Origin of the sequence: uncultured Limosilactobacillus sp. (assembly GCF_934202235.1) — a bacterium.
Lineage (GTDB): Bacteria > Bacillota > Bacilli > Lactobacillales > Lactobacillaceae > Limosilactobacillus.
Genome location: NZ_CAKPXS010000008.1, coordinates 19,411 through 43,490 on the forward strand (window position 1 = coordinate 19,411; position 24,080 = coordinate 43,490).

Sequence of the window (24,080 nt, forward strand, 5' to 3'; positions counted from 1 at the left end):
TTACACGAGATAATTACCAACAAAAAAGCAGCGGCATAACCGCTGCTTCTCATTAATTTTACTTAGGCATTTTTCAGACTTGCTAGACGGTCCTTGGCCGCGGCCAGCTTATCTTGCCATTCAACGGCCTTCTGCTTTTCGGCGTTAACGACCTTTTCCGGGGCGTTGGCGACGAACTTCTTGTTGGCCAGCTTCTTGGCAGAGCGGTCAACTTCCTTCTGCAGCTTGGCAATTTCCTTTTCCATCCGTTGTCGTTCCTCATCCAGGTCGACCAGTTCGGCCATCGGGATGAAGACTTCGGCGTTGGTAATCACTGCCGACATTGCCAGCTTTGGCGCCGTCAGGTTAGCGTCCAACTTGATCTCGCTGGTGTTGCAGAACCGTTGGATGTAGTCCTGGTTATTGGCAAAGATCTTGGCTACTCCATCGTTAGCCGGCTTGATCAGCAGTTCGACCGGCTTGGATAACGGGGCGTTGGCCTCGTTCCGGATGTTCCGGACAGCGGTGATCAACTCGATCAGGCGGTCCATCTGGACTTCGGCGTCCGGGTTAGCCAGTTCATCATGGGTCGTCGGGTAGTCGGCAACCATGATTGATTGACCCTTGTGCGGCATTGATTGCCACAGCTCTTCGGTCGCAAACGGCATGATCGGGTGGATCAGCCGTAGCGTCTGGTCAAGGACGTAGGCTAGGATGTCACGGGTAGCGGCCTTTTCTTCAGCTGTCCCGTTGTTGAGCGTTTCCTTGGTTAATTCAATGTACCAGTCACAGAGGTCGTTCCAGATGAAGTTGTACATTGCCCGGCCAGCTTCACCAAATTCGAACTTCTCAAACTGTTCGTTGACCTGCTTGACCGTCGCGTTGAGCTTGCTCAAGATCCAGCGGTCGGCCAGGTTCCACTTGCTTTCGTCCGGCAGGACCGGCTTGGTATCGTCAGCCAGGTTCATGATCACGTACCGGCTAGCGTTCCAAATCTTGTTGATGAAGTTCCAGGCCGCGTCCATCTTCTTGTAGGAGAAGCGGATGTCCTGACCCGGCGTCGAGCCGTTAGTCAGGAACCAACGGAGGGCGTCGACCCCGTACTTGTCGATGACGTCCATCGGGTCAATCCCGTTGCCCAGCGACTTACTCATCTTCCGGCCCTGTTCGTCACGGATCAGCCCGTGGAGGATGACGTTACGGAACGGTGCCTTACCGGTAAACTGGAGACTTTGGAAGATCATCCGGGAAACCCAGAAGAAGATGATGTCGTAGCCGGTCACCAGGGTGCTGGTCGGGAAGTAACGCTTGAAGTCGGCGGCGTTAGTGTCTGGCCAGCCCATCGTGGTGAACGGCCAGAGGGCACTGGAGAACCAGGTATCGAGGACGTCGGGATCTTGTTCCCAGTTTTCCGCATCTTTTGGTGCTTCCATGCCAACATAAGTTTCGCCGGTCTGTTTATTGTACCAGGCCGGAATCTGGTGACCCCACCACAGCTGACGGGAGATGACCCAGTCGTGGGCGTTTTCCATCCACTGTTCAAAGGTGTGTTCAAACCGCTTCGGCACGAAGTTGACCGCATCGTCGGTCTTCTGGTTGTCGAGGGCAGCCTGAGCCAATGGCTTCATCTTGACGAACCACTGGGTCGACAGGCGGGCTTCCACCTGCACCCCGGTCCGTTCGGAGTGCCCAACGGAGTGGACAATTGGTTCAACCTTCAGCAGGTAACCACCCTCGTCGAGGTCGTGGACAATCGCCTTGCGGGCAGTAAAGCGGTCCATCCCCTGGTACTTACCACCGTTTTCGTTGAGCGTGGCGTCTTCGTTAAAGGTGTTCAGCTCTGGCAGGTTGTGGCGCTTCCCGACGAGGAAGTCGTTCGGGTCGTGGGCTGGCGTAATCTTCACCATCCCGGTCCCGAAGTCCGGGGTCACGTAGTCGTCGGCGATGATTTCAATCTCACGGTCAACTAATGGCACACGGATGTGCTTACCAACCAGGTCCTTGTAGCGTTCATCCTTCGGGTTCACCGCCACCGCTTCGTCCCCGAACATCGTTTCTGGCCGGGTCGTCGCAATTTCGATGTAGTCCTTGCCGTTGAAGGTTGTCCCGTCGGTGAATGGATACTTAACGTGGTAGAAAGCGCCCTTGTCATCCTTGTGAATCACTTCGATGTCGGACAGGGCTGTCCGCGCTTGCGGATCCCAGTTGATGATGTAAGTACCGCGGTAAATCAGGCCCTTCTTGTACATGTCAACGAAGACCTTGCGTACCGCCTTGTTCAGCCCTTCGTCCAGGGTGAACCGTTCACGGTCGTAGTCCACGGAAATCCCCATCTTGGCCCACTGCTTGTGGATGATGTCGGCGTATTCGTCCTTCCAGTCCCAGACTTGTTGGACAAACTTTTCGCGCCCCAGGTCGTAACGGGAAATCCCCTGCTTACGTAACCGGGCTTCCACCTTGGCCTGGGTAGCAATCCCGGCGTGGTCCATTCCTGGAACCCAGAGGGTGTCGTAACCCTGCATCCGCTTACGACGGATAATGATATCCTGCAGCGTCGTGTCCCAGGCGTGCCCTAGGTGGAGCTTCCCGGTAACGTTCGGCGGCGGGATCACGATTGAGTACGGGTGTGCTTTCTTATCGCCACTTGGTTTGAAAAGACCTTCGTCGATCCACCACTGGTAGCGGCCGCTTTCAACCGCTTGCGGATCGTACTTGGTCGACATTGATTTCTTGTCTGCCATCATAAATCCTCCAATTCTGCTTGCACTTGTTAATTCGTTGACGAAGAGAAACTCAGTTTGCAACTCTGTATTGGCTTATGGGGCTGGAACGCCGTGGACACAACTTCAAGCCAAGCGTTGCTTGTCTTGAAGGGTGGTCTTATCGTAAGCTCAGTTACACTTCGCTAACGACAATTTCACGGCTGAGCCCCAGCCAATACTCAGACTTAATCAAACAAGGTCTAAACTTGAAAACCACCAGCCGGTCTCATTGGCGATATTTGTCCCTGGTCAAGACCTCACTTTGAATACAAACTGGGTTGGCTTCAAGTAGTGGCTGACGCGTTCCAGACCAGATACTAGTGAAACCTTCAGGATGCAGTGACCTGTCAATTGCGACAAGTGCCAGGCATGCTCAGTAGCGACATTAGTATTAGCGCGGGCCAACGGCCAAGCTTAGACTAAGGTTCAGCTTTGAGACCAATTCAATTGGGCTCAAAGTGGACCCGCTACGTTCCAGCATGCAAATGGCACCAGCAATTGACTAAACAAAAAGCCCGTCCTATCAATAATAGGACGAGCTAACTCGCGGTACCACCTAACTTGGGTCTAACAACCCCGCTTGAAGTTGGTAACGGAGGGCCACTCCGCGATCGCCTACTATTAGTTCAGCGACCGAACTCGCGAGCTACTTTTCCCGCGACCGACTGACACCCTTGCAGCAAACGGGTGCTCTCTAAACAGCCGGTCAGCGTTTCTTCTCGGTCAACGTTTAATGTCTAAATGTTAATCAACTTTCCCCCGTCCGTCAAGACCTACTTTTTCAGCTGGTCTAAAACGTGGAGTGCTGCCAGGTAGTCTGGTTCATGAGTTTGTTCCTTGACGACCTGCTCGTAGATAATCTTGCCGTTCTCATCCATGATGATGATTGAACGGGCCAGCTGGGCCTCGTCCGGAATCAGGAGCTTCAGCGCGTAGCCAAAGGACTGTTCGTAATCGGACATCAATTGAATGTGGTCGAGCCCCGCCGCAGCGCACCAGCCGCGTTGTTCAGCGACGGTATTGGTGGAAACGGTGATGAAGTTCACCTCTGGATAATCTTCCATCGCCCGGTTAAACTTCCGCGTCTGCATGCTGCAAACTGGGGTATTAATGTTCGGTACGACGCTAAACAGCGTCACCTTGCCAAATAATTCCCGTGTCTTAACCCGCTGGTTATCCTTGTCGAATAACTTGAAGTGCGGAATATCCTCACCCACCTTCGGCAAATCGCCGACGGTTGACAGCGGCTGACCTTTGAACGTTACTTCCACGAGCAAACACTCCTTTCGGTAAGCGACTAGTGGCCTGCTCTCACCACTAGCTCTCATTAAATTTTAATCTGAGATTACTCTAAGGATAACATAATTTACCGACCAGAACCAGGCGAATGTGGCCCCTTCGTTGCTAACTAAAGCAGTTCGGCAAAAACGTCTTCGTTAGCGTTTAAGAACTCATCCCCGGGGTGAATGGTCGTGATCTTAATCCCGTCAAGTGCCCGTTGCATCAGCCCGTCAACGTCAAGGGCTTGTTCATACTGCCGCGCCTTATCCACCCGCGGCTTCGTCTTCGGCCGGGGCGGCGTGAAGACAGTACAACAGTCCTCATATGGCAGAATTGATAAGTCATAAGTGTCGAGGTCCTCGGCAATCTTGATAATCTCGGTCTTATCGTAGCTGAGCACTGGTCGCAGGACTGGCAGGTTCGTCACCTCTTCGATTGCCCGCATACTTTCCATCGTCTGCGATGCCACCTGGCCGAGGGATTCACCATTAAAGACGGCCAACCCGCGGCGGCGGTGCGCTAGTTCCACGGCCAAGCGCAGCATGAACCGCCGCTGAACCGTCATCAGGTACCCTTCCGGTACCTTTTCCTTCACCGTTTCCTGGATTTCGGTAAACGGGACCTGGATAAACTTGATCCGACCAGAGTACTTGGCCAACTTGGCCGTCAGTTCCTTGGCCTTAGCGAGGGCCTGTTCACTGGTGTACGGTGGACTATAGAAGTGGACCATTTCCAAGTCGACGCCGCGCTTCATTGCCAAGTAAGCGGCGACTGGCGAATCGATCCCGCCGGAGAGCATCATCATCCCCTTGCCGGCAGTTCCCACGGGCAATCCGCCGGCGCCCTTGATCGTTTCACACGAGAGGAAGATGCCGTTCTTCCGGATTTCCACCCGGATTTCCAGGTCGGGATGGTGCACGTCAACAGTTAGCAAGCCCGGAAACGCGTCGAGGACGGCGGCCCCCAGGTCACGGTTCATCTGCATGGCATCCATTGCAAAGTCGTGGTCGGCCCGCCGGGTTTGAATCTTAAAAGTTTGCGGGTGGTCGACCAGCTTCTTAACCAGTGCGATTGCCGCTTCCTTGGTTGCCCCAAAGGTCCGCTCAACCTTAATGCTTGGCGAGAAGTTCTGAATGCCAAAGACAGCAGATAAGCGGTCCATCACCGGCTGACTCGGTGTCCCGTTGAGGGTAATGTGCAACCGGTCAGGTCCGGGATGGACTTTCACGTCAGGAAAGTCGTGCACGGCATGGCGGACGTTGCTGCCGAGGCGGTCAATAAAGGACTTACGGTTATGGCCCTTGGTGGATAATTCACCGTAGCGGACCATCACTTCATCATAATTAATGGTCATCTCGTTCCTCCCTAATTGATAATCTTCTGAAAACCAGCGTAAAGTTCGTCGAAGACACGGTTGAACTCGTCGGCTTCTGCCAACGTGTTCTGGTCGCCGAGGCTCACCCGGACGGCGCTGGTGGCTTCCTTATCCGGCACCCTCATCGCTACCAGGGTCCCGGCCTCGTCGGTCTTCTTGGAAGCGCAGGCCGACGTGGTCGAAATATAGATCCCGTGCTCTTCAAAGGCGTGGACAATCGTTTCCCCGCGAACGCCGACGATGGCAAAGGTCAAAACGTGCGGCGCAAAGTGCGGGTTATCGCTGTCGCCGGAAAAGATTTTAATATGTGGCTTGCCCACCAGGTGCTGGTAAATGCGGTGCTTAATCGCCAGTTCGTTTTTGACAGTTGCTGCTTCATTTTCCTTGACCAGGCGGAGCGCCCGTGCCAGGGCCACATCCCCCGCCAGGTTTTCCGTCCCGCTGCGGTGGTTGTGCTCCTGCCCGCCACCAGCCACCAGCGGCATAATTTTGCGGCCAGCGCGGTGGAAGACAAAGCCGGTCCCCCGCAGGCCATGAAACTTATGGCCGGAGAAAGTGGCAAAGTCGACCCGCGGGCCAAAGACCATTGAATCCAGCCCCTTACCGACGGCCTGAACCGCGTCGACATGGAAGTGAATCTTCGGGTACTTTTTCAAGACCTCACCGATTTCGTTAATCGGCTGGATCGCTCCCATTTCGTTATTAACGGCCATGATTGATACCAGGATGGTATCGGGACGGATGGCAGCCGCAACGTCGGCGGGGTTCACCCGCCCTTCGCCATCGACTGGTAGCACCGTGATGTCATAACCTAGTTCTCGCAACTCGTTCATCGTGTTGGCAACGGCGCCGTGTTCGACACTCGAGGTAATGATGTGCTTACCATACTGTCGCTTAGCGAACGCCGTCCCCTTGATGACGGCGTTATCACCTTCCGAGCCGCCAGAGTTGAAGATAATTTCTCCCGGCTTGACACCACACAGCTTCGCAACCTGGGCCCGGGCCTGCTCCAGGAGGTTCCAGGCCGGCTCCCCCAGCTTATGCAAGCTCGACGGGTTGCCCCACACGTCGGTGGCCACCTTGTTAAAGGTTTCCAAGACCGCCGGTAGCGGCCGGGTGGTGGCACTGTTATCAAAATAAATCAAGTTGGCCTCTTCCTTTCATTTATCGTGATGCGTAACAAAGCCTAACGTCCCTGACGAACGTTAGGCTTCAGTAAACCCGCAATATTATAACAAATCTGGTCCCAAATTACAGGTTTAAAGGGTTGGAACTAGTCGGACATCAGGGTCCGGTTTTTAACGTCGTTATAGTAGGAATCCTCAATCCGCTTCAGTGCACCGGGTTCAGCGATTTCCAGAGCGGTAGCGATGGTTTCCATGGCCTGCTTGTACTCGTAGGCGTCGTAGTACTTTTGCGCTTCGGCAGCCGCCGCGGTGACATCTTCATTGTCATCCAGGCGGTTGGCGTACTGCATTAACCGTTCAGTCAACAGCGCGGCATCGCGGAGGTCGTCGGTCTTGTCACTGAGCGTCTGCATGTCTGATTGGACCATCAGCAACTGCTTGGTAATCTCGTCCATGTTCAGCTTATCGGCGTGGATGTTTTCGTTGAGCTTACCGATTTCGTCACTGACCATAAAGAAGTAGTCGAGGTAGTGTTTACTCAATCCCGGTAAGTTCAGCGCTTCGGCGTGCCGCTTAATCGCCTTAATCTGACTGGCAAAGTGCTTAACCGCCTTTTCGGCGCGTTGCTCATCTTCCTGCATCATCGCGACGTTATCGTTAATCTTCTGCTGTTGCACTTCCACGTCGTTGAGCGATTTTTCACCCTGCTGGCAGTGTTCCAGGATCCGGCTATCAACCGCCGTCTGGTTTTTGACCGCGGCGCGATCCTCCTGGTACTGGTTGGCAATCGACGTCAGCTGCTCGTCCAGCTCGCGGGTGTTGGCGACCTCGTCATTATTAAAGGTGTAGGACTCGCTCAGCCGGGTCAGCAGTGACTTTAATTCATCATTTTGCTTGCGCGCGTGTTCCAGGTGGGAACCCAGATTATCTAAGGCTGGTTGAACGTGCTCGCGGGCGTCGATTTCCCGTTGCATGATGTCGTAGTAGTGGTCGATCTGGGTCTTCAAATGTTCGTTGGTGTGGGCCACATCCCCTAACTGCAACTGGTTGAGCTGCTCGAGGGCCGTCGTTGATTCCTGCTGGAGACTCTTAATCTTGTCTGCTAAGTGGTCTTCAACAAAGTGGTAGTGCTGGTCACTGAGCTGTTCAACGGCGCTGCTCAGCTCCTTGAGCTGGTCGGGATAGACCGTCAGCAACGGCTTGTAGAGGGCTGGCACCTGCTTGACCAGTTGCTGGAAGCCAGTGAGTTCTGTCCGCAGGTTTTTCAGTAATTCATTGGCGGCCAGGAAGTCGCCGCTCTTGGTCATCTTAACGAAGTGCTGGTAGTCACCTTCCAGGTCAGCCAACCGTTTTTCCAGGAGGTGGACACTCTTACCAAACTGGTAACCATTATCATCAAATTGCTGGTGGAAGTCCTGGATTTGCTTGCCCAGCGTTGCCACGGCGGTCTGCTGACTGCCCTGCAGCTGGGTCAGTTCATTGATGTCCTTGCTAATTGTCCGCGATGTTTGCTGGATGGCCCCCAGCTCAGCGGCTAAGTCGTTCAGCTGTCCCCGGGAACTGAATAATTTCGTTCCTTGCAGCAGTTGCCCCGCATTGCCGACCTGCTCATCAATTTTCTTCAGCGGTTTCAGTACCTGCTCGTGGTAATTTTGAGCCACGTCATCTGCCGCCTTCTTGGTCCGGCCAGCGAGGTTGGCTTCATCCAGCTGATGCAGTTGGTCAACAATTTCGTCCTCGTTGATGCCCTGCCGCAAGTGTTGCAGCTGGGCGACCGCCGCTTTGCCCTGGTGCTGCAGGTATAGCACACTGACCAAAATGACAATGACGACCACCAAAACAACCACTAATACTTTAAACATGAAAATTTCCCCCACCTTAGCGCGTAATGTCACTCAAATTGTATCATAGTTATAGGAAAAGATTCATCGCGGTTTCTGATTTTCTTCGCCGCTGCTTGATTGACAGGAAGGCGTCAGCGCGATATGATGGTTCTTGTGTAAAATAATTGCAGCGGTGAGTGGCAAGCTCGTCAACAGACTGGTGCCCAAGCGGTGTTTCAAGTAACCGCGGCTGCATAGGTGAACGATTCAGATCAGCCTGCACGAATGCCAAACTCACGATCGAATTATTTTACTCCAAATTAATTTACTTGGAGGAACATTAATATGTCTCGTTATACTGGTCCAAGCTGGCGTGTATCTCGCCGCCTTGGTGTTTCACTTTCTGGTACTGGTAAGGAACTCGAACGTCGCCCATACGCACCCGGTGACCACGGCCGTGACCGTCACGGTAAGATGTCTGAATACGGGATGCAGCTGCGCGAAAAGCAAAAGCTGCGTATGATGTACGGGATGACCGAACGTCAATTCGCTAACCTGTTCGTTCGTGCCGGCAAGATCAAGGAAGGTACTCACGGTACTAACTTCATGATCCTGCTGGAACGGCGGCTGGACAACATGGTTTACCGTCTCGGCCTGGCTACTACTCGTCGCCAAGCTCGTCAGCTGGTTAACCACGGCCACATCACTGTTGATGGCAAGCGCGTTGACATTCCATCATACGAAGTCAAGGTAGGCCAAGTGATTGCCGTTCGCGACAAGTCCAAGAAGCTTGACGTTATCCTGAGCGCTGTTGACGCTGTTGTCAGCCGCCCATCATACGTTGAATTCGACAAGGACAAGCTGGAAGGCAAGCTGGTTCGTCTGCCAGAACGTGAAGATATGAACGCTGATATCGACGAAGCCCTGATCGTTGAATACTACAACAAGTAATCTTTACTGGTTACTCGGCTTTGTTCAAGGAAGCATCCGGAATTTCCGGGTGCTTTTTTCTGTTGGTTGATAATGTTGCCCTGCCGGGGCCAGTCCTCCTGTGTGCTATACTTACTTTTAGAAAGGAAATGATTTGATGAATACAGAGAAACAACGCCAAGCCATTATCGCGACAGCTCACCGGCGGTACGCAACCAAGAAGTACGACCCCACGAAGCACATTAGCACGGCTGACTGGCAGACTATCTTGGAAGTTGGCCGCCTGTCGCCCAGTTCCTTTGGTTATGAACCATGGCAGTTTGTCTTAATCGACAGTGACCAGGTCAAGCAGGATATTAAGCCCTTCTCCTGGGGCGCGGTCAATAGCATTAACGGGGCCGATAAGCTCTTGCTGATCCTGGCCCGGACTGATGTGTCCTACGACAGTGCTTACGTCGCCCGCCTGGTGAGTGATGTCAAGGGTCACATTTATAGTAAGTCCAGTCCTGTTTCCCAGAACTTCAAGCACTTTCAGGAAAATGACCTCCAGCTCGATAGCCCCCGGGCCCGGTTCGACTGGGCGGCTAAGCAATGCTACATTGCGATGGCTAACATGATGACGGCCGCCGCAGAGTTAGGAATTGATTCCTGCCCAATCGAGGGCTTTAACTACCGGCAAATGAACCAGTACTTGAAGGTCCACCACCTGGCGGACACCAAGCACTGGCGTGCCGCCGTGATGGTCAGTTTTGGTTACCGGGACCAACCGATTAAGCCGAAGGTCCGTCAGCCACTGTCCGCTATTTACCGGACCATTTAAGCTCGCGGCCGGTCACCGTTAACTTTGGCAGTTGTCAGCAGCAATGTTACAATATGCTGGTAATTAAACGGAGGTGATCGTGTGACTGAAGAACATGAAGATCAAACGGAACAGCGACTCAAAGACAGCATGAATGGTCCGCGAGCGCTAAAACCCGATGAACAACACCACTACTTGGGCACCTTTCGTGAACGAGTCTACCTGACCATCAGCGTCGCCCAGGCTCGCCAGCAAGACTGGACAACGACGACCAAGGCCGTCCTAGAACAACACCCACAGGCGCAGCTGATTATCAACGGTAACCTGCCCAGCAAGTTAACCCACCCCTACCAGCTAGTGGTGATTAAGGTTGGCAATCGCTTTACCATCAAAACCGACCCCTTCTACCACACCCGGCCAGGTGATTTGGCAATCGTCATCGCCGATGATCACGCGGTCTACCAGTCGCCGGTTGACGTGGCCAAGGTAGCCAGGGGCGCCAGTCGCCAACCGTCACGCCACCAGGTCGGCCAACAGTCAACGACCGGCTGGCACCACCTCTTTCACTAAGTAGGAAAGGAAGTTTTACCGTGCAAGAACCGCTTGCCTACCGGATGCGGCCGCGGACCCTCGATGAGGTCGTCGGTCAGCGCCACCTGGTCGCCCCCGGAAAAATTATTAGCCGGATGGTCAAGGCCAAGATGCTCTCCTCGATGATCCTTTACGGACCACCAGGTACGGGCAAGACCAGTATTGCCAGCGCAATTGCGGGGTCGACCAAGTACGCTTTCCGTAAGCTCAACGCTGCCACCGACACCAAGAAGGACCTGGCGGCCGTCGTTGCCGAAGCACGGATGAGCGGGACGGTCATCTTGATGCTGGACGAAATCCACCGCTTGGACAAGACGAAGCAAGACTTCCTCTTGCCACACCTGGAAAGCGGCCGGGTCATCATGATCGGGGCCACGACGGAGAACCCCTACATCGCCATTAACCCCGCCATCCGCAGCCGGGTGCAAATCTTTCCGGTTCACCCGCTCAGTCCAGCCGATCTCAAAGTCGCCATTCAGCGGGCGCTTGCGGATAAGACCCGCGGGTTGGGAAAAATGTCACTGGAGTTGACCGACCAAGCGTTGCAACTACTTTGTACTGCCACCAATGGCGACCTCCGTTCCGCCCTCAATGGTCTGGAACTGGCCGCCCGGTCCACTGACCCGGCTGACGACGGTGTCATTCACCTGACCTTACCGGTAATTGAAGAAAGTATCCAAAAGAAGGCCATCGCCGCCGACCGCAATGGTGACGCCCACTACGACGTGATCTCAGCCTTTCAAAAGTCAATCCGGGGTTCCGATACCGATGCCGCCCTCCACTACCTGGGTAGATTGGTGGAAGCGGGCGACCTGCCGATCATCGCCCGGCGGCTAATGGTTATTGCTTATGAAGACATCGGGATGGCCAACCCCCCGGCGGCCCAACGAGCGGTCACGGCGGTGCAGGCGGCAGAGCGCCTTGGTTTTCCGGAAGCGAGGATCCCGCTGGCTGACGCGGTGATCGAACTCTGCCTCTCACCGAAGTCCAACTCCGGGATTACCGCCATCGACAAGGCCATCACCCAGATCCACCGCGGTGGCACCGGTGAAGTGCCGGCGGACCTCAAGGACGCCCACTACCAGGGGGCTGCCAAGCTGGGACACGGTACGAACTATCGTTACCCCCACGACTTCCCGCAGGACTGGGTCGCTCAGCAATACTTGCCGGACAAGATCAAAAACGCCCAGTACTTCAGCCCGAAAGGCAACGGCAACTTTGAAGCCGCCTTTAAAGCCCAGTACTGGAAACTGAAACGGTCCCAGGAACGGGGACTCAATAAATAGTTAGCTGGTCATGTTCTTGCTAAACACGCTTTGATTGCGTTTTCAGCTTGGTCATGCTACCATACAAGTAGAAATTCTGTTGTGTACGCCTTGTCTAAACGCAGGTTTGCCTTACAGTCTTATAATATTGGGGCAGCGGTATCGTCTCGCGGACAACATGCCTTTTCACTTGGTAGTTGGAAACTTGGCGGCCAAGTCCCACCTGTTTTACACACAGGTCAACACTGAATGACAATTAACGGCACGAACGGAGTTCTCACCGGTGGTTTTTAAACCACCGGTTTCTTTTTGGCCCTGATGACCGTAAAAATAGTCGATCAAGGACCTTTACCAATTGGTCGAACCTGGTGTATGATAATAGTAGAAATAATTGAGAGGGGGTTATTGATGTGGCACAACAATACAAACACATCCTGGTTCCAATTGATGGATCCCAGGAAGCGGAATTGGCATTTAAGAAGGCTGTTGCCGTTGCCAAACGTAACGGTGATGATACCGAATTAAGGTTGCTTCATGTCGTTGACACGCGGGCGTTCCAAAACATTTCCAGTTTCGATAGTTCAATGGTTGAACAAGTTACTGAAACCGCCAAGAAGACGCTGGACGAATACGTGGACTTCGCCAAGAAGCAGGGATTAACTAACGTTTCCTACACTATCGAATATGGTGCGCCGAAGACGATCATTGCTCGAGACGTCCCGCAAAAGATGCATGCCGACCTGATTATGATTGGTGCAACGGGGCTGAACGCCGTGGAACGGATTCTGATTGGTTCAGTGACCGAATTTGTTACCCGGACAGCGATTTGTGATGTCTTGGTAGTACGGACGGACCTGGATAACCAGCCAATCCCCGTAAAGAACGGGCGGAAAAAGACTCACCACCGTCAATAAGTTTCATCAATGACTAGTAAAGCCCGCAATGCGGGCTTTTCTTTTTGCCTCCAGGTGTCTTAAAATAGAACCATTGATTTTTGCAGGAGGATCCGAAATGGCTTACCAAACAAATAATCAGCAGCAGGATTTTTGTTTCACCGTCCAGCTCGCTTTTCCCAGCGGTTTTGACAACCAGCAATTAACGGCTGATGCCAAGCGCTGGCTGACTGCGACCGTCCCCACAAAGGGTTACAGCATTAGCCGTGGTATCAATACCGCTTACACTGGCTGGCGCCACCCCACCGCCAACCAGCGTTATCTTTTTAACAACCAAGATCGGTTGACTTTTGTCCATAATGACTTGCAAGACTGCGTCATCCTGTGGGGAACCAGGCGATCGACTGCTAGCCTGCACGCCGAAAACGTTCTCGGGCTCGGCAGTAATTTCCGTCTCGAGTTAGAAAAGGCCCTCCTCTTTTATGCGACTCGAATCTACCATGGCAGTTTCATCGTCAGCCAAATTGACTTCCAGACGCCTGTTCAACAGTCACTCCCTGACCACTTTCACCAGCGGGAAAGCATTACCCCCGCGCAGCTGAACCAGCCCTTTGACCACCGCGACCACCAGCTCCAGCTAGCAGCCGGCATTCCTAATGCTCGCGACCTCTTTTCCATCACCGACCGCTTCCAGCAACCACTGCTGGTCGCCCTCAAAAACTTTATTGGTGCCACCAGTAGTGATAACCGTCACCGCTTCGACTCCTCCTGGCGGTGCTTAAACACGATTTATTCCACCATCTTTCAACGACCAATGACCGCCGAAAACCGCGGCGACAACGATGCCCGGACACTCCAGTACATGGCGGAAAAGGTCTTTAGCCAGTCGCTCCACTTTGCTGGGGCTAACCAACTGGCAACCCGGTTTGTGTTGAACCTGCCACCGCGCCGGGTCATCAAATTAGTTGCGGATGCTGCCCGGACTGAAGCCCGTTTCGTGGACGGCCACCCGCAGCGCTTTGCCTTCCCGGAAGCCGAGAAGTTTAACTACACTTGGATGCAGCTAAACTTTATCGTCCCCTTCTTTCAGATGGTCAACGAGGACCACGACGTCGATGACGACTTGTTGCCGCTGTTCATGCACTTTGGGCCGATTATTTTCCACCAAAAACGGAACGGCGAAGTGATCACCTACCCGCGGGCTGCCAGTCTCAAAGAGGAACACGTCAAAACCATTCAGCAGTTCGCGTCTAGCGGTGATAGCGATGGTGAAACGACCATGTACAAGCGTTATTGCCAGTCCATCAACGGTCTCCTCACTGCCGTCAACGCCTACCACCGTCACCTGGACCAGTCGACCTTACCAACCCCCGATCTGGCCATGACCCTGCGGATCTTTTTTAACTACGTCCGTGTTCTTCGCAATAACTACTTTCACGGCGGTTATAGTGCCGAAGATTTTCTCTTCACTGACACCAGCAACCAGCAGGAAATTGCCGCAATTGCTGACATCCTCACCGAGTACAACCGGGTGCTCCTCAACCAGTACGCTAGCCAACTTTCCCAGAGCCAACGGGACCGTTCGGCTGACAGTCTCAGCTGGTAACAACTAAAAAGCATCAGTACTGCACAAAACAGTGCTGATGCTTTTTTTGCTTTAAAATGGCAGGTCGAGATCATCGAAGTCGACAAAGACTGTCTTGCCAGTTGACTGGTCGGTAGTTGGTTCGCCCTGATCCCTGCTTGAACCAATCCCGGGCGTCGTTTCTACCAGTTGCTGGGCAGCACCCTCGTGACGGCTCTGGTCAAAGGCAGCCAGGAACTGCTGGTAGGTCATTTCCTGTGGTCCCCCAGCCTGCTCGGCATATTGGCGGAGGAAGTTACCGGCAGCGGCCTTCGCCTGGTCAAAACTGACCTGTACCTGGTGCTGTTGTTTATCCACTAAGAAGGTCACGGTGTCGCCATTTCCCTGGTAATCGGCGTAAAACTTAGCCGCCATTATCAGTCCGGCATCGCTGTTATCAACACACAGCCTGATTGCCTGGGGACAACCCCAGTCTTTAATGTAGTTGACAATGGCCGGTAAGCGGGTTCCCGAACCACCAACCGATAAGAAACGGTAAGCGGCGGTGTCACCACTTTCGACCAGCAGGCGGTAATACGCCAGTGCCCGCAACGGGTCTTCAAAGACTAGCAGGGTGTAGTTATCGCCTGGGTGGTAGTGGCAGCCAAAGTTAAAGCCGTAGTAGTGTTTAGAATCACGACAAGTCCGCGTCACCAGCTGGTCCTCCTGGTACTGGATAAAGAGCTGGCTGGCCCCGACGATCTTCTGGGGGCTGTCACGCCACATTAACGCCCCGTCACCATTACTGAGCTGCCGTAAGAGGTCGAGGTCGAACAACCGGTCAACGAGTGCTGGTGAAAAGGCGCACTGCTTTTCCAGGAAGGTCGCCACTTGCTGGTGGTAGCCAGTATCCGCCCACTTGCTTTCATCAAAGGGAGTCTCGTGGTCATGAGTCAATTCACCACTAGGTCCAGCATCATTCCCCAGCGTGGCGAGAACTTCATCGACAAACTTTCCCTTTGGAATGCCCAGATACTCAGTAATGAACCGGTAGAGGTTTCCCGAGAGCCCCCGTGAGTTCCAGAAGAAAGTGTCGGTCTGGTAGTGACCAGTGCCGGCCGCCACAACGACCAGTGAGTCGTGATCTTTCAGGTGGTAGTAACCTTTTTGGCCATTTGACTCAAAGGGGATCTGCTTAGCTTTTAAGTAGTCGATAATCGATGCGTAACACAGCTGCTTAAACTTTGCGGAATCAACCTGCATAATAGTGCCTCCTCAATGTATGTCCGCCGCAGCGGAATACAATATAGTACCCCTCTTGCCGCTAGCCGTCAAGGCACAAAAAAAGCGGCGCTGTGCCGCTTCATTGTTATTGCCTTACATGGCTGCCAGCTGCTGGTCGAGCCGTTTCGTCCGGTCATCATTTTGCATAATGATCGAGAGACTGTCGGCAATTTGCAGGTCCTGCTTAGCCTGGTCATTTTCGTGCATCCCCAGCTCAGCCTGGCCGCGCATTTCATAGAGGTCGTCTAGCAAGAAGAGTGAGGAGTCGGCCTGGTCGGTGCGGATCCCGCGGTTAACCGTCTGCAAAGCCGCCTTGTACTGGCCGAGACGCAGGTAGAGTGAAGTAATGTCATGGTAGAGGATTACCCACTGCTGCTTACCACCGATCAACTGCTTATCGTCAATCAGGTTAACTGCCCGCATGGTGAAACGCTGCGCCCGTTCCTTATTACCCCGCTTTTCGTATGCCAGAGCCATCCCGACCGTCGTCATCGCCAGGTAAATGTTGGCGCTGGTCGTCGAGAACTGGGTCAGCACGAGTTCAAAGTTAAAGATGGCCTCATCCACCGGATCACTCGCCACTTGAATACGGCCCAGAAGGTAGTAGTACAGCTGTTTATCAACGTCGGTGCTCAGTTGCTTAACCTTGATCTTCTTTAATTCCTTACGAGCCGCTTCGTATTCGTCGTGAACCAGCAGAATACTGGTTTCGTCAAAGATGCTCGTCAGTGACACATCATCGCTCTTGATGATCTGGTCAGTCTTAATGTCCAGCCGGGCACAAATGGCCGTCAGGATGTTCATCTTGGGAATCCGGTTTTGCTTTTCCATCAGACTAATCGTTGCCTGGGTACATATACCTTCCGCCAAAGCCGTTTGAGACAGGCCTCGCTTACGACGGATTTTACGTAGTTCTTCGCCCCGTAATTGCATGCTATTACCTTCTTTGTTGAAATAGATTATATATTTAAAATAATTCAAACAGTTTTCCGACTACTTGATTACTTAAAATGTACTTGTTATTACGAGAAATTTCAAGTACTTTTTCATAATTGTTAGTTATTATACCATCAACACCCAACTGTTTCATTCGGTACGCATCTGCCGGCCGATCAACAGTCCAAGCATATACTTTTTTATGATGACGGTGTAATGTTTCGACTAAATTTCTATTGAGCATATGATAATTTATACAATAGAAGTCACCATTTAGCGGTAGCTGGCTAACAACATATGGAAAGATTATTCCAATTTTAGCATTCGGTTGACGTTTTTGTACGATTGTTACAATTTTGATATCTACCGAATGGAGCCAGAATCGTGGCTGGTGAACTCCCAGCCCATATTGCTGCTGGAAGTACTTAACGGTTGTTGCCGGTGCCACCCCCTTTTGCGGCTTCAATTCCACCAGTAAGGGAACCCGGTGGTGGTTCGCATAGCGGAGGTAGGTACTAAAAGGTGTCAGCTTGGTCTGATAGTCATCAGCGACGGCTGTTTGCCGGGCTAACTGCGCCAGCGTGTACTGGTGAACCGTCCCCCGGCGACCAGTCATTTGGCGTAAGTTGCCGTCATGAAAAGTCAGAAAGCGATCATTCTTCGTCAACTGGACGTCGGTTTCCACTCGTTCCGGGTGTCCTTTCGCAGTTGAAGACAGGCTCTGGATGGTATTCGGCACCCCGTTATTGCCATTAACGCCCCGGTGCGAAATTACCAGCGGGTGGTTGATGATCGCCGTCGCCTCCTGCTGGTTAATGATGACCGCCCCGAGTGCGATGGCCAGACCAGCGCTCAGCACCCTCACTGGTAATGACGTTAACCAACTGTCACCTTTTTCATCCGGCAACTGCCAAAACCACTTAACGATCACTGTCAGCCAGTAGGAGAGCAGGATGGTCACGACCAGCAGCCACCAGCTGGCGGCGAGAAGGTCGGCGCCGTAGTGCTGGACCAGGATGCCAGAGCAGATGAACCCAGTCGTCAGGGCCACCATTGCTAGCGCCCGCTTGCCATCCCAGGGCACGCCCTTCAACCAACCACCTGTCCGTTCCAGGACGAAGCGCCGGCCCCGTCTCAGCCACCAGCCACCGAGCAGGAGCCAGATGACAACGAGGACGGGAATAATCTTCCAGCGGTCCAGGATCAGTATGCGTAACAGCGGTGTCGGCAGCGGCAGGAGTGCTTCAACACTGATCGTGGACCCCAGGCCACCCACTGGCAAGAGGAACAGCCAGTTAGTGACTGTCCCGGCGGTCAGCCAGCACCATTCACGAGGGTCGCTGACGCCCCGCCGGTGTGCCACGACGGCAGTCAGCAGGGCGACCATGAGCGCGGTAAAGCCCAGCTGGTCGCCCGGGTGTCCTACCAATAGGTCGTTAGCGATTAACTGTCCCATAATTCCAATCCAGCAGTAGCTAAAAAGTGGCCACTCTACCATGTTCTCCGCCTCCGTGACGCAATAAAAGGTTGCAACAAGCTGATGCTGCAACCTTGATTCAACTATTAACCGCTGAGTTATTTTTCAGTATAGTTCTTTTCACCGACTTTTTCGGTGCCCAGCTTCTTAAAACTATGCTTAATCTTGCTCTTCCGCTCAAATTCTGCCAAGCCCAGCTTGATGATCCGGTCGATCAGGGTCGCGTAGTCAATTCCCGACACTTCCCACATTTGCGGATACAGAGAGATATTGGTAAAGCCCGGCATTGTGTTAGGTTCGCTCAGGTATGGTACGTTGTTACTGTCAACCAGGAAGTCAAACCGGCACAGCCCGGTCATCCCCATCGCCCGGAAGGCCTTCAAACTCATACTGGTGATTTCAGTTGCCAACTGATCGTCAATCTTCGCCGGCAAGTCGAAGACCACCTGGGAGGCATCGACAAACTTGTTTTCATAGTCGTAGAACGGGTCACCCTTTGGTACGCGGACCGCCCCGGTCTTCGAAGCAATTGGCTTCTGGTTCCCCAAGATTGAAATTTCAATTTCCTGCGGGTGGTCGATCCCCTTTTCAACCAAGACTTTAACGTCGTACTGGAAGGCGTCATCGAGGGCTGCCTTGAATTCGTCAGCCGACTGTACCTTGTGAATCCCGACTGAGGAGCCCTGGTTGGCCGGCTTCACGAAGACCATCGAGCCCAGTTCGTTTTGAATAGTTTCCCAGCTGTACTGGTCGCGGTTTTCCGGTGTCAGCAGGACGTACGGCACGTTGCGAATCCCCGCTTGGTCACAGATCTTCTTCGTTAAGTCCTTGTCAAAGGCGATTGCACTGGCAGCAATGTCACAACCAGCGTACGGCTTCTTGAGCAGCTTAAAGAGTCCCTGGACAGTCCCGTCTTCTCCCAGGTTACCGTGGATGACCGGGAAAAAGAAGTCAATGTCCTTGACGGTGTTCAGCGCCATCAACGGGGCCAGCGGCGAGGAAGTGTCCATCGTCGCGTAAGCTTCCTTAACGACCTGGTCTTCAGGTTCACCATTAAAAATCCGCAGTGACTGCTCGTTGTTCAGTAAAATCCCATCCGTTGTAAACATGAATAAGGAGACGTCGTACTTATCCTTGTCCATTGCATCGTAAATGTTGTGCGCTGAACGTTTGGAAACGTCGTGCTCCGACGAGTTGCCCCCGAACAGCAGCGCGACGTGGAGTTTCTTGGTTGTCATCACTTAAACCACCTATTCTGTTTGTTATTTTTACCGTTAAATTCCAGAAACTAAAGTATACCATGCTCACCAGCGACAAGCAACGTGCTTATTGCCGCGACGAGTTTTCCTGCTGACCGCCGTTGGCAATCAAGCGGCCAATCTCATCTGGCAGGTCACTATTGACCAGCAGCGCCTGCATCAGCCGCCGGTAATTAAAGAGCTGCGTCCACTGCTGCTCGGTAACGAGCGGATTTTCACGATCCATCCACTTAGCCCAGCGACGGAGTTCGTGCTTAAAATACTGCTGGTAGATCTTGTGCCGGTTGAGTAGCTCCACAATCAGCATCGCTAGCTGTTCCCCTTCGCCACTGACCACCGGCGTCGTCAAGTGCCGGTAGGACTCGATGACCGTCGTGAGGAAAAAGAGGTTGTCACCACGGGTCATTTGCGGCTGGTTGACCAGTTCATAATGAGCGTTAGCCAGCTCGATAATCATATGGGCCCAGCCATCCCGGCGGACAAAACCGCGAGTATCGTGTTCCAGGACGGTCAGCAGGGCCACCGCGTCACCTAACCGGCGCACATCATCGTCTGGGATAGTGATTATCTGGCGGGCATTAGTATACAAGAAGAGGACAATCATTGCCAACGCCATCGCCCGGGTAAAAACCGCGTTGTTGTCCGGCTCCAGGACGTGCGAGTACAAGTGATCCGGTGACAGCGCCCATTGCAGGGAAGTTTGAATCTGACTGTCGGTCAGCACGCCGGTCGCCAGCATCGTACTCCAAACGTAGTATGTCCAGCGGGCGCGGACATTCCAGTTGCGCACCTGAAAGGCGACGAGCATCTGCTGGAGAAAATCATCGCTAATCGCCGGCAGAGGCTGTTTGCCCACCCGCTTCGCCAACCGCTCAATTTCCTTCTTGTAGCCGGGGCTCACCCGCGGCAGGGCCACCCGCGTCCGCTTGCGTTGTGGCACCCCCGCGACCACCTTGCCGACCTCTTCGCCTAGCTTGGCAAACAAGTCGCCGTGACGCGCCTGGTCATGGAGATTGTCCAACGCCATTGCGGCCGCGTCAATCGCGACATCGCTCATCTGAATTCCTCCTCTCACAGAAACGGAGCTGTGAACAAGTCGTCAACAGCTCCGCTAACTTTAGTCTTGAATTAACAGTTTTAACAGCCACTCGCTCCCGGTTGCCTGGTGGTCAACCCAGCCGTTCAGCAGCGGGTTAATTGCAATTACCTGGCCACCCACTGGCGCTGCCGAAAAGGTAATTTCCCGCGTGGCTTCAATGGAAACGAAAAAGTCGCCACTATCCAGGAAAGCACCGACGTTGGGCAGGTCCAAAAAGAGCAGCTGTCCCCACTCCTTTAAACGGTCGTTGCGAAAGCCAATCGTCGCCACGGTTCCCTTCTTCGTGGGATCCTTGACCACCCACCAGTCATCATGCTGCTTCATTTCAACCACCTACCGGAAGTCTTTCTTATTACTGAACATGTAGGAATGGTGGTGGTACCTCATCGACATGACCATCCCAATCCCAATCATGTTACCGACCAGACTGGAACCACCGGCCGAAATAAACGGCAGCGGAATCCCGGTTAGTGGTAAGAGCCCGATGTTCATCCCGATGTTTTCAAAGACGTGGAAGAGGATCATCATGATCACCCCTGTCGAGATGTAGGCATAGAACTCGTTTTTGGTGTCAAACGTCACCCGGATCATCAGGTAAATCAGCAAAAAGTACAGCAGAATCAGCAGGATACCACCGAAGAAGCCAAAGTTTTCACCGATCACCGAAAAGATCATGTCTGATTCACGAACCGGAACGTAAACGTGGGAATTGTTAAAGCCGGTCCCAAAAAGGGCGCCAGAACCAACCGCTTTGATACTCTGCCACAGCTGGTAACCCTGGTTGGAAGTATCGGCGTTGGGGTGGAGCCAGGTGTCAACCCGGTTGAACTGGTAGGCCTGAAAGCCCAGGTGCTCCAAAATGGTCCGTCCCCAGTCACTGGTTACCAGGAAAAGGGCCGTCCCCCCGACAACCGCTAAAATGATCGCTGCCGGCACAATAATCCGCCAGGTCACCCCGGAGACCAGGACCATCCCCGCAAAGATTGCGAAAAACACTAGCGCCGTCCCGAAGTCGTTTTGGAAGTGCAGTGAAATCAGGATCGGTAAGAGCCACAAAAACATTTTCCCAATTAAGTGCCAGTCGCTGTTAACGGTATGGGTGCCAACCTCGTTGTTATGGGTGGTAATGACCCGCCCCATCATCAGGATATAGGCTGGCTTCATAATTTCCGACGGCTGAAAGGTAAACGGACCAACGGCAAACCAGCTCTTGGCCCCTGTACTGGCAAAGTACGACCGACTGTAAAAGACCAGGATGGCATACATCAGAAAGATCCCGATCCAGTAAACAATCGGCGCTAGTTTCCACAACTGCTCGGCATCAAATTGCATAATCACGACGATCATCACCGTCCCGATCAGGTACCACACCAGCTGGGTAACTACCTGGCGGGCAATGCTGACCTGCTGTTTATCATGATAAGCAGCAACGAAGATTGATGCCAGCCCGATCAACGCCAGCAATAGGACACAGAAGATAATGCCCCAGTCGATCCGGGACTCGTCGTCGCCGCGATTTACTTTTGCTTGCTGCATAAATCAACTCTCCTCGAATTGGTCGAAAACGGGCCCCAAAGCTAGCAGCCACGGGTCCCGTTATTTTAATACTGGTGAAGATGGAATTGCTGAAGAACGACCTCGAGGCCCTCTTCCTGGGACCGAACACCAAATTCGCTCCCGTCATTGAGCATGATGGCCTTAAACCGCTGGCCATTGGTAATCACTTCACCAATCAGCCGGCCGCGAATAAAGACCTGTTGGACGGGCTGACCATCCCGCTCGATATCCTTGACGCTTACTTCAACCTTTTTTTCTCTTTTTGACACGTTCTCACCCGTTAGTTAAATCCTAGTTCTTAAAGAAGCGGGAAAAGAAACCGCCCTTTTTCGCCGTCTCGTCGCTTTCTTCCGACCGTTCTGCTGGTGATGCCTGGTTACTTTGCATCCGTTCCAGCATTTCACCGGCACCCTTCGCCACGTTGTCCAATGGGTCTTCGGAAACCACGACTGGCACCTTCAGGTGGGAGCTAAACAGCTGGTCGATCCCGTGCAGCAGTGACGTCCCCCCCGTCAGGATAATCCCGCGGTCAATGATGTCGCTAGCCAGTTCCGGTGGCACCGTCTCGAGAACGGCCACTGACGCGTTGACGATTTGTTCCAGCGTGTCGTGAAGTGCCTCTTCGATTTCGTTTTCGTTGGTTTCAATCTGCTTTGGCATCCCGGTAGCCACGTCGCGACCACGGACTTCCATCGTCTTCGGGTCATCGACGTGTAGCGCCGTCCCAATTTCGATCTTAATCTTCTCGGCGGTATGTTCACCGATCACCAACCCGTGCTTATTCTTGATGTAGGCCGTAATGTCACTGTTCATCTTGTCACCGGCCATCCGGACGGACTGGCTAGAAACAATGTCACCCAGTGAAAGGATGGCAATGTCAGAAGTGCCACCACCCATGTCAATAACCATGTTTCCCTGGGGCTTGAAGATATCCAGACCGGCACCAATGGCCGCCACCTTTGGTTCGTATTCTAGGTAAACCTTGCCGCCGCCAGACTGTTCAGCCGCCTGAATGATCGCCTTGCGCTCAATTTCAGTAATGTTCGTTGGTGCACAAATCATGATGTTTGGCTTGGACATGAAGCCCTTCACACTCAGCTTGCCGATGAAGTACGACAGCATTTCCTGGGTAACGTCAAAGTCCGAAATGACACCGTCCTTGAGGGGCCGAATCGCCCGAATGTTACTTGGGGTCCGTCCCACCATCCGGTAGGCCTCAGACCCGACCGCAAGAACCTTGTTTGTGTTCGTGTCAATTGCCACTACTGAGGGTTCGTTCAGTACAATTCCCTTACCCTGTACATAAATCAGGACGTTGGCAGTCCCTAAGTCAATCCCAATATCAGTCGCCATCTGCCGTTATTTCTCCTTCCGGTTTAAAAGCTACGCATTATTGTAACACAAAACTGGCACCAACCGGATAATGAACACGGTTAGTGCGCCAGTAATGCTAATTTCTTTGCGTTTTCTTATCAAATGCCTTAATGGTCAAGGTTGTCTGGTCGTCGAGGTCGACCCGGTCAATCTGGGCGCCCAATGCAGCTAGTTTCTGGTGGAAGTGGTAGTAGCCACGGTCGAGGTACTTCAGGTTGGAAACCTGGGTAATCCCGTTCGCCGCTAAGCCGGCCAGGACCAGTGCCGCCCCGGCCCGGAGATCAGTTGCCGCCACTTCGGCACCGTTAAACATCGTCGGACCGTTTAAGACGGCAGTCGACCCTTCAATCTTGTAATCGGCGTTCATCCGCCGTAGTTCTTCAAGGTGCATAAAGCGGTTTTCAAAGACCGTTTCGTTGAGGACGGACGTCCCGTTAGCTAGCAGCTGTAAAACCGACATCTGTGGTTGCATATCTGTCGGGAAGCCCGGGTAGGGGAGGGTCTTAATATCAGCCGGCAAAATCACCGAGGTCCCGATGACGCGGATACCAGCATCTTCTTCGATGACCGTCATTCCCATCTCTTCCAACTTGGCAATCAACGGCTGGTTGTGTTCGGCAATGGCGCCCTTCACCAGCACGTTACCGTTAGTGACCGCTGCCGCGACCATGAAAGTTCCCGCTTCAATGCGGTCCTGGACGATGC

20 protein-coding genes, 1 other RNA gene, 1 pseudogene and 1 other annotated feature are annotated in these 24,080 nt (G+C 53.2%); of the genes and pseudogenes, 7 read left to right on the forward strand and 15 right to left on the reverse strand.

Annotated features, from left to right (window positions below):
- Positions 1 to 62: 62 nt before the first annotated feature.
- From Q0E49_RS02345 to Q0E49_RS02365, 5 genes are all read right to left on the reverse strand, one after another.
- The gene (locus Q0E49_RS02345; protein WP_295746292.1) at positions 63 to 2,720 is read right to left on the reverse strand and encodes a valine--tRNA ligase; all 2,658 of its coding nucleotides are present in this window, start codon (positions 2,718 to 2,720) and stop codon (positions 63 to 65) included.
- A gap of 548 nt (positions 2,721 to 3,268) precedes the next feature.
- Positions 3,269 to 3,477 (reverse strand) — a binding site (T-box leader).
- A gap of 37 nt (positions 3,478 to 3,514) precedes the next feature.
- A complete protein-coding gene (gene tpx, locus Q0E49_RS02350) occupies positions 3,515 to 4,012 on the reverse strand; it encodes a thiol peroxidase (RefSeq protein WP_295746294.1) in 498 nt (165 codons plus the stop codon).
- Between the two features lie 137 nt (positions 4,013 to 4,149).
- Positions 4,150 to 5,370, reverse strand: a complete 1,221-nt coding sequence (thiI, locus tag Q0E49_RS02355; protein WP_295746334.1) for a tRNA uracil 4-sulfurtransferase ThiI — start codon at positions 5,368 to 5,370, stop codon at positions 4,150 to 4,152.
- A 17-nt stretch (positions 5,371 to 5,387) separates the two neighbouring features.
- Positions 5,388 to 6,542, reverse strand: coding sequence for a cysteine desulfurase family protein (locus tag Q0E49_RS02360; protein WP_295746296.1), 1,155 nt, complete (start codon positions 6,540 to 6,542; stop codon positions 5,388 to 5,390).
- Positions 6,543 to 6,670: 128 nt separating this feature from the next.
- A complete protein-coding gene (locus Q0E49_RS02365; RefSeq protein WP_295746298.1) occupies positions 6,671 to 8,386 on the reverse strand; it encodes a septation ring formation regulator EzrA in 1,716 nt (571 codons plus the stop codon).
- 306 nt (positions 8,387 to 8,692) lie between these two features.
- Between Q0E49_RS02365 and rpsD the strand changes: the two genes are divergently transcribed.
- From rpsD to Q0E49_RS02400, 7 genes are all read left to right on the forward strand, one after another.
- Positions 8,693 to 9,298, forward strand: coding sequence for a 30S ribosomal protein S4 (gene rpsD / locus Q0E49_RS02370; RefSeq protein ID WP_295746300.1), 606 nt, complete (start codon positions 8,693 to 8,695; stop codon positions 9,296 to 9,298).
- Between the two features lie 136 nt (positions 9,299 to 9,434).
- Complete coding sequence (locus tag Q0E49_RS02375; protein WP_295746302.1) at positions 9,435 to 10,097, forward strand: NAD(P)H-dependent oxidoreductase; 663 nt, start codon at positions 9,435 to 9,437, stop codon at positions 10,095 to 10,097.
- 81 nt (positions 10,098 to 10,178) lie between these two features.
- The gene (locus tag Q0E49_RS02380) at positions 10,179 to 10,646 is read left to right on the forward strand and encodes a YueI family protein (RefSeq protein WP_295746304.1); all 468 of its coding nucleotides are present in this window, start codon (positions 10,179 to 10,181) and stop codon (positions 10,644 to 10,646) included.
- Positions 10,647 to 10,666: 20 nt separating this feature from the next.
- Positions 10,667 to 11,953, forward strand: coding sequence for a replication-associated recombination protein A (locus Q0E49_RS02385; protein ID WP_295746306.1), 1,287 nt, complete (start codon positions 10,667 to 10,669; stop codon positions 11,951 to 11,953).
- A gap of 70 nt (positions 11,954 to 12,023) precedes the next feature.
- A non-coding RNA gene (gene ssrS, locus Q0E49_RS02390) (6S RNA) lies at positions 12,024 to 12,211 on the forward strand.
- A 131-nt stretch (positions 12,212 to 12,342) separates the two neighbouring features.
- On the forward strand, positions 12,343 to 12,846 hold the full coding sequence (locus Q0E49_RS02395; protein WP_295746308.1) for a universal stress protein: 504 nt from the start codon (positions 12,343 to 12,345) through the stop codon (positions 12,844 to 12,846).
- Between the two features lie 97 nt (positions 12,847 to 12,943).
- Positions 12,944 to 14,431 (forward strand): hypothetical protein, encoded by a 1,488-nt coding sequence (locus Q0E49_RS02400; protein ID WP_295746310.1) that lies wholly within the window; start codon positions 12,944 to 12,946, stop codon positions 14,429 to 14,431.
- Positions 14,432 to 14,482: 51 nt separating this feature from the next.
- Here Q0E49_RS02400 and Q0E49_RS02405 read toward each other — a convergent pair whose 3' ends face one another.
- The 10 genes and pseudogenes from Q0E49_RS02405 to Q0E49_RS02450 form a co-directional block, all read right to left on the reverse strand.
- Positions 14,483 to 15,652 carry a hypothetical protein gene (locus tag Q0E49_RS02405; protein WP_295746312.1) on the reverse strand — a complete coding sequence of 390 codons (1,170 nt, stop codon included), beginning with the start codon at positions 15,650 to 15,652 and terminating at the stop codon, positions 14,483 to 14,485.
- Positions 15,653 to 15,766: 114 nt separating this feature from the next.
- On the reverse strand, positions 15,767 to 16,606 hold the full coding sequence (locus Q0E49_RS02410) for a helix-turn-helix transcriptional regulator (RefSeq protein WP_295746314.1): 840 nt from the start codon (positions 16,604 to 16,606) through the stop codon (positions 15,767 to 15,769).
- Positions 16,607 to 16,640: 34 nt separating this feature from the next.
- Positions 16,641 to 18,107: a glycerophosphodiester phosphodiesterase family protein gene (locus Q0E49_RS02415; protein ID WP_295746316.1), complete on the reverse strand. Its 1,467-nt coding sequence runs from the start codon at positions 18,105 to 18,107 to the stop codon at positions 16,641 to 16,643.
- Between the two features lie 77 nt (positions 18,108 to 18,184).
- The gene (locus Q0E49_RS02420) at positions 18,185 to 19,324 is read right to left on the reverse strand and encodes a D-alanine--D-alanine ligase family protein (RefSeq protein WP_295746318.1); all 1,140 of its coding nucleotides are present in this window, start codon (positions 19,322 to 19,324) and stop codon (positions 18,185 to 18,187) included.
- An 88-nt stretch (positions 19,325 to 19,412) separates the two neighbouring features.
- Positions 19,413 to 20,402, reverse strand: a complete 990-nt coding sequence (locus Q0E49_RS02425) for a DUF2785 domain-containing protein (RefSeq protein ID WP_295746320.1) — start codon at positions 20,400 to 20,402, stop codon at positions 19,413 to 19,415.
- Between the two features lie 60 nt (positions 20,403 to 20,462).
- Complete coding sequence (locus Q0E49_RS02430) at positions 20,463 to 20,768, reverse strand: hypothetical protein (RefSeq protein ID WP_295746322.1); 306 nt, start codon at positions 20,766 to 20,768, stop codon at positions 20,463 to 20,465.
- Positions 20,769 to 20,777: 9 nt separating this feature from the next.
- Positions 20,778 to 21,980 carry an FtsW/RodA/SpoVE family cell cycle protein gene (locus Q0E49_RS02435; RefSeq protein WP_295746323.1) on the reverse strand — a complete coding sequence of 401 codons (1,203 nt, stop codon included), beginning with the start codon at positions 21,978 to 21,980 and terminating at the stop codon, positions 20,778 to 20,780.
- 65 nt (positions 21,981 to 22,045) lie between these two features.
- Positions 22,046 to 22,270 (reverse strand): DUF2969 domain-containing protein, encoded by a 225-nt coding sequence (locus Q0E49_RS02440; RefSeq protein WP_295746324.1) that lies wholly within the window; start codon positions 22,268 to 22,270, stop codon positions 22,046 to 22,048.
- 22 nt (positions 22,271 to 22,292) lie between these two features.
- Entirely contained in the window at positions 22,293 to 23,354 is a 1,062-nt protein-coding gene (locus tag Q0E49_RS02445) for a rod shape-determining protein (RefSeq protein WP_295746326.1), read from the reverse strand.
- A gap of 97 nt (positions 23,355 to 23,451) precedes the next feature.
- Positions 23,452 to 24,080, reverse strand: a pseudogene (locus Q0E49_RS02450) (UDP-N-acetylglucosamine 1-carboxyvinyltransferase); the annotation flags it as partial.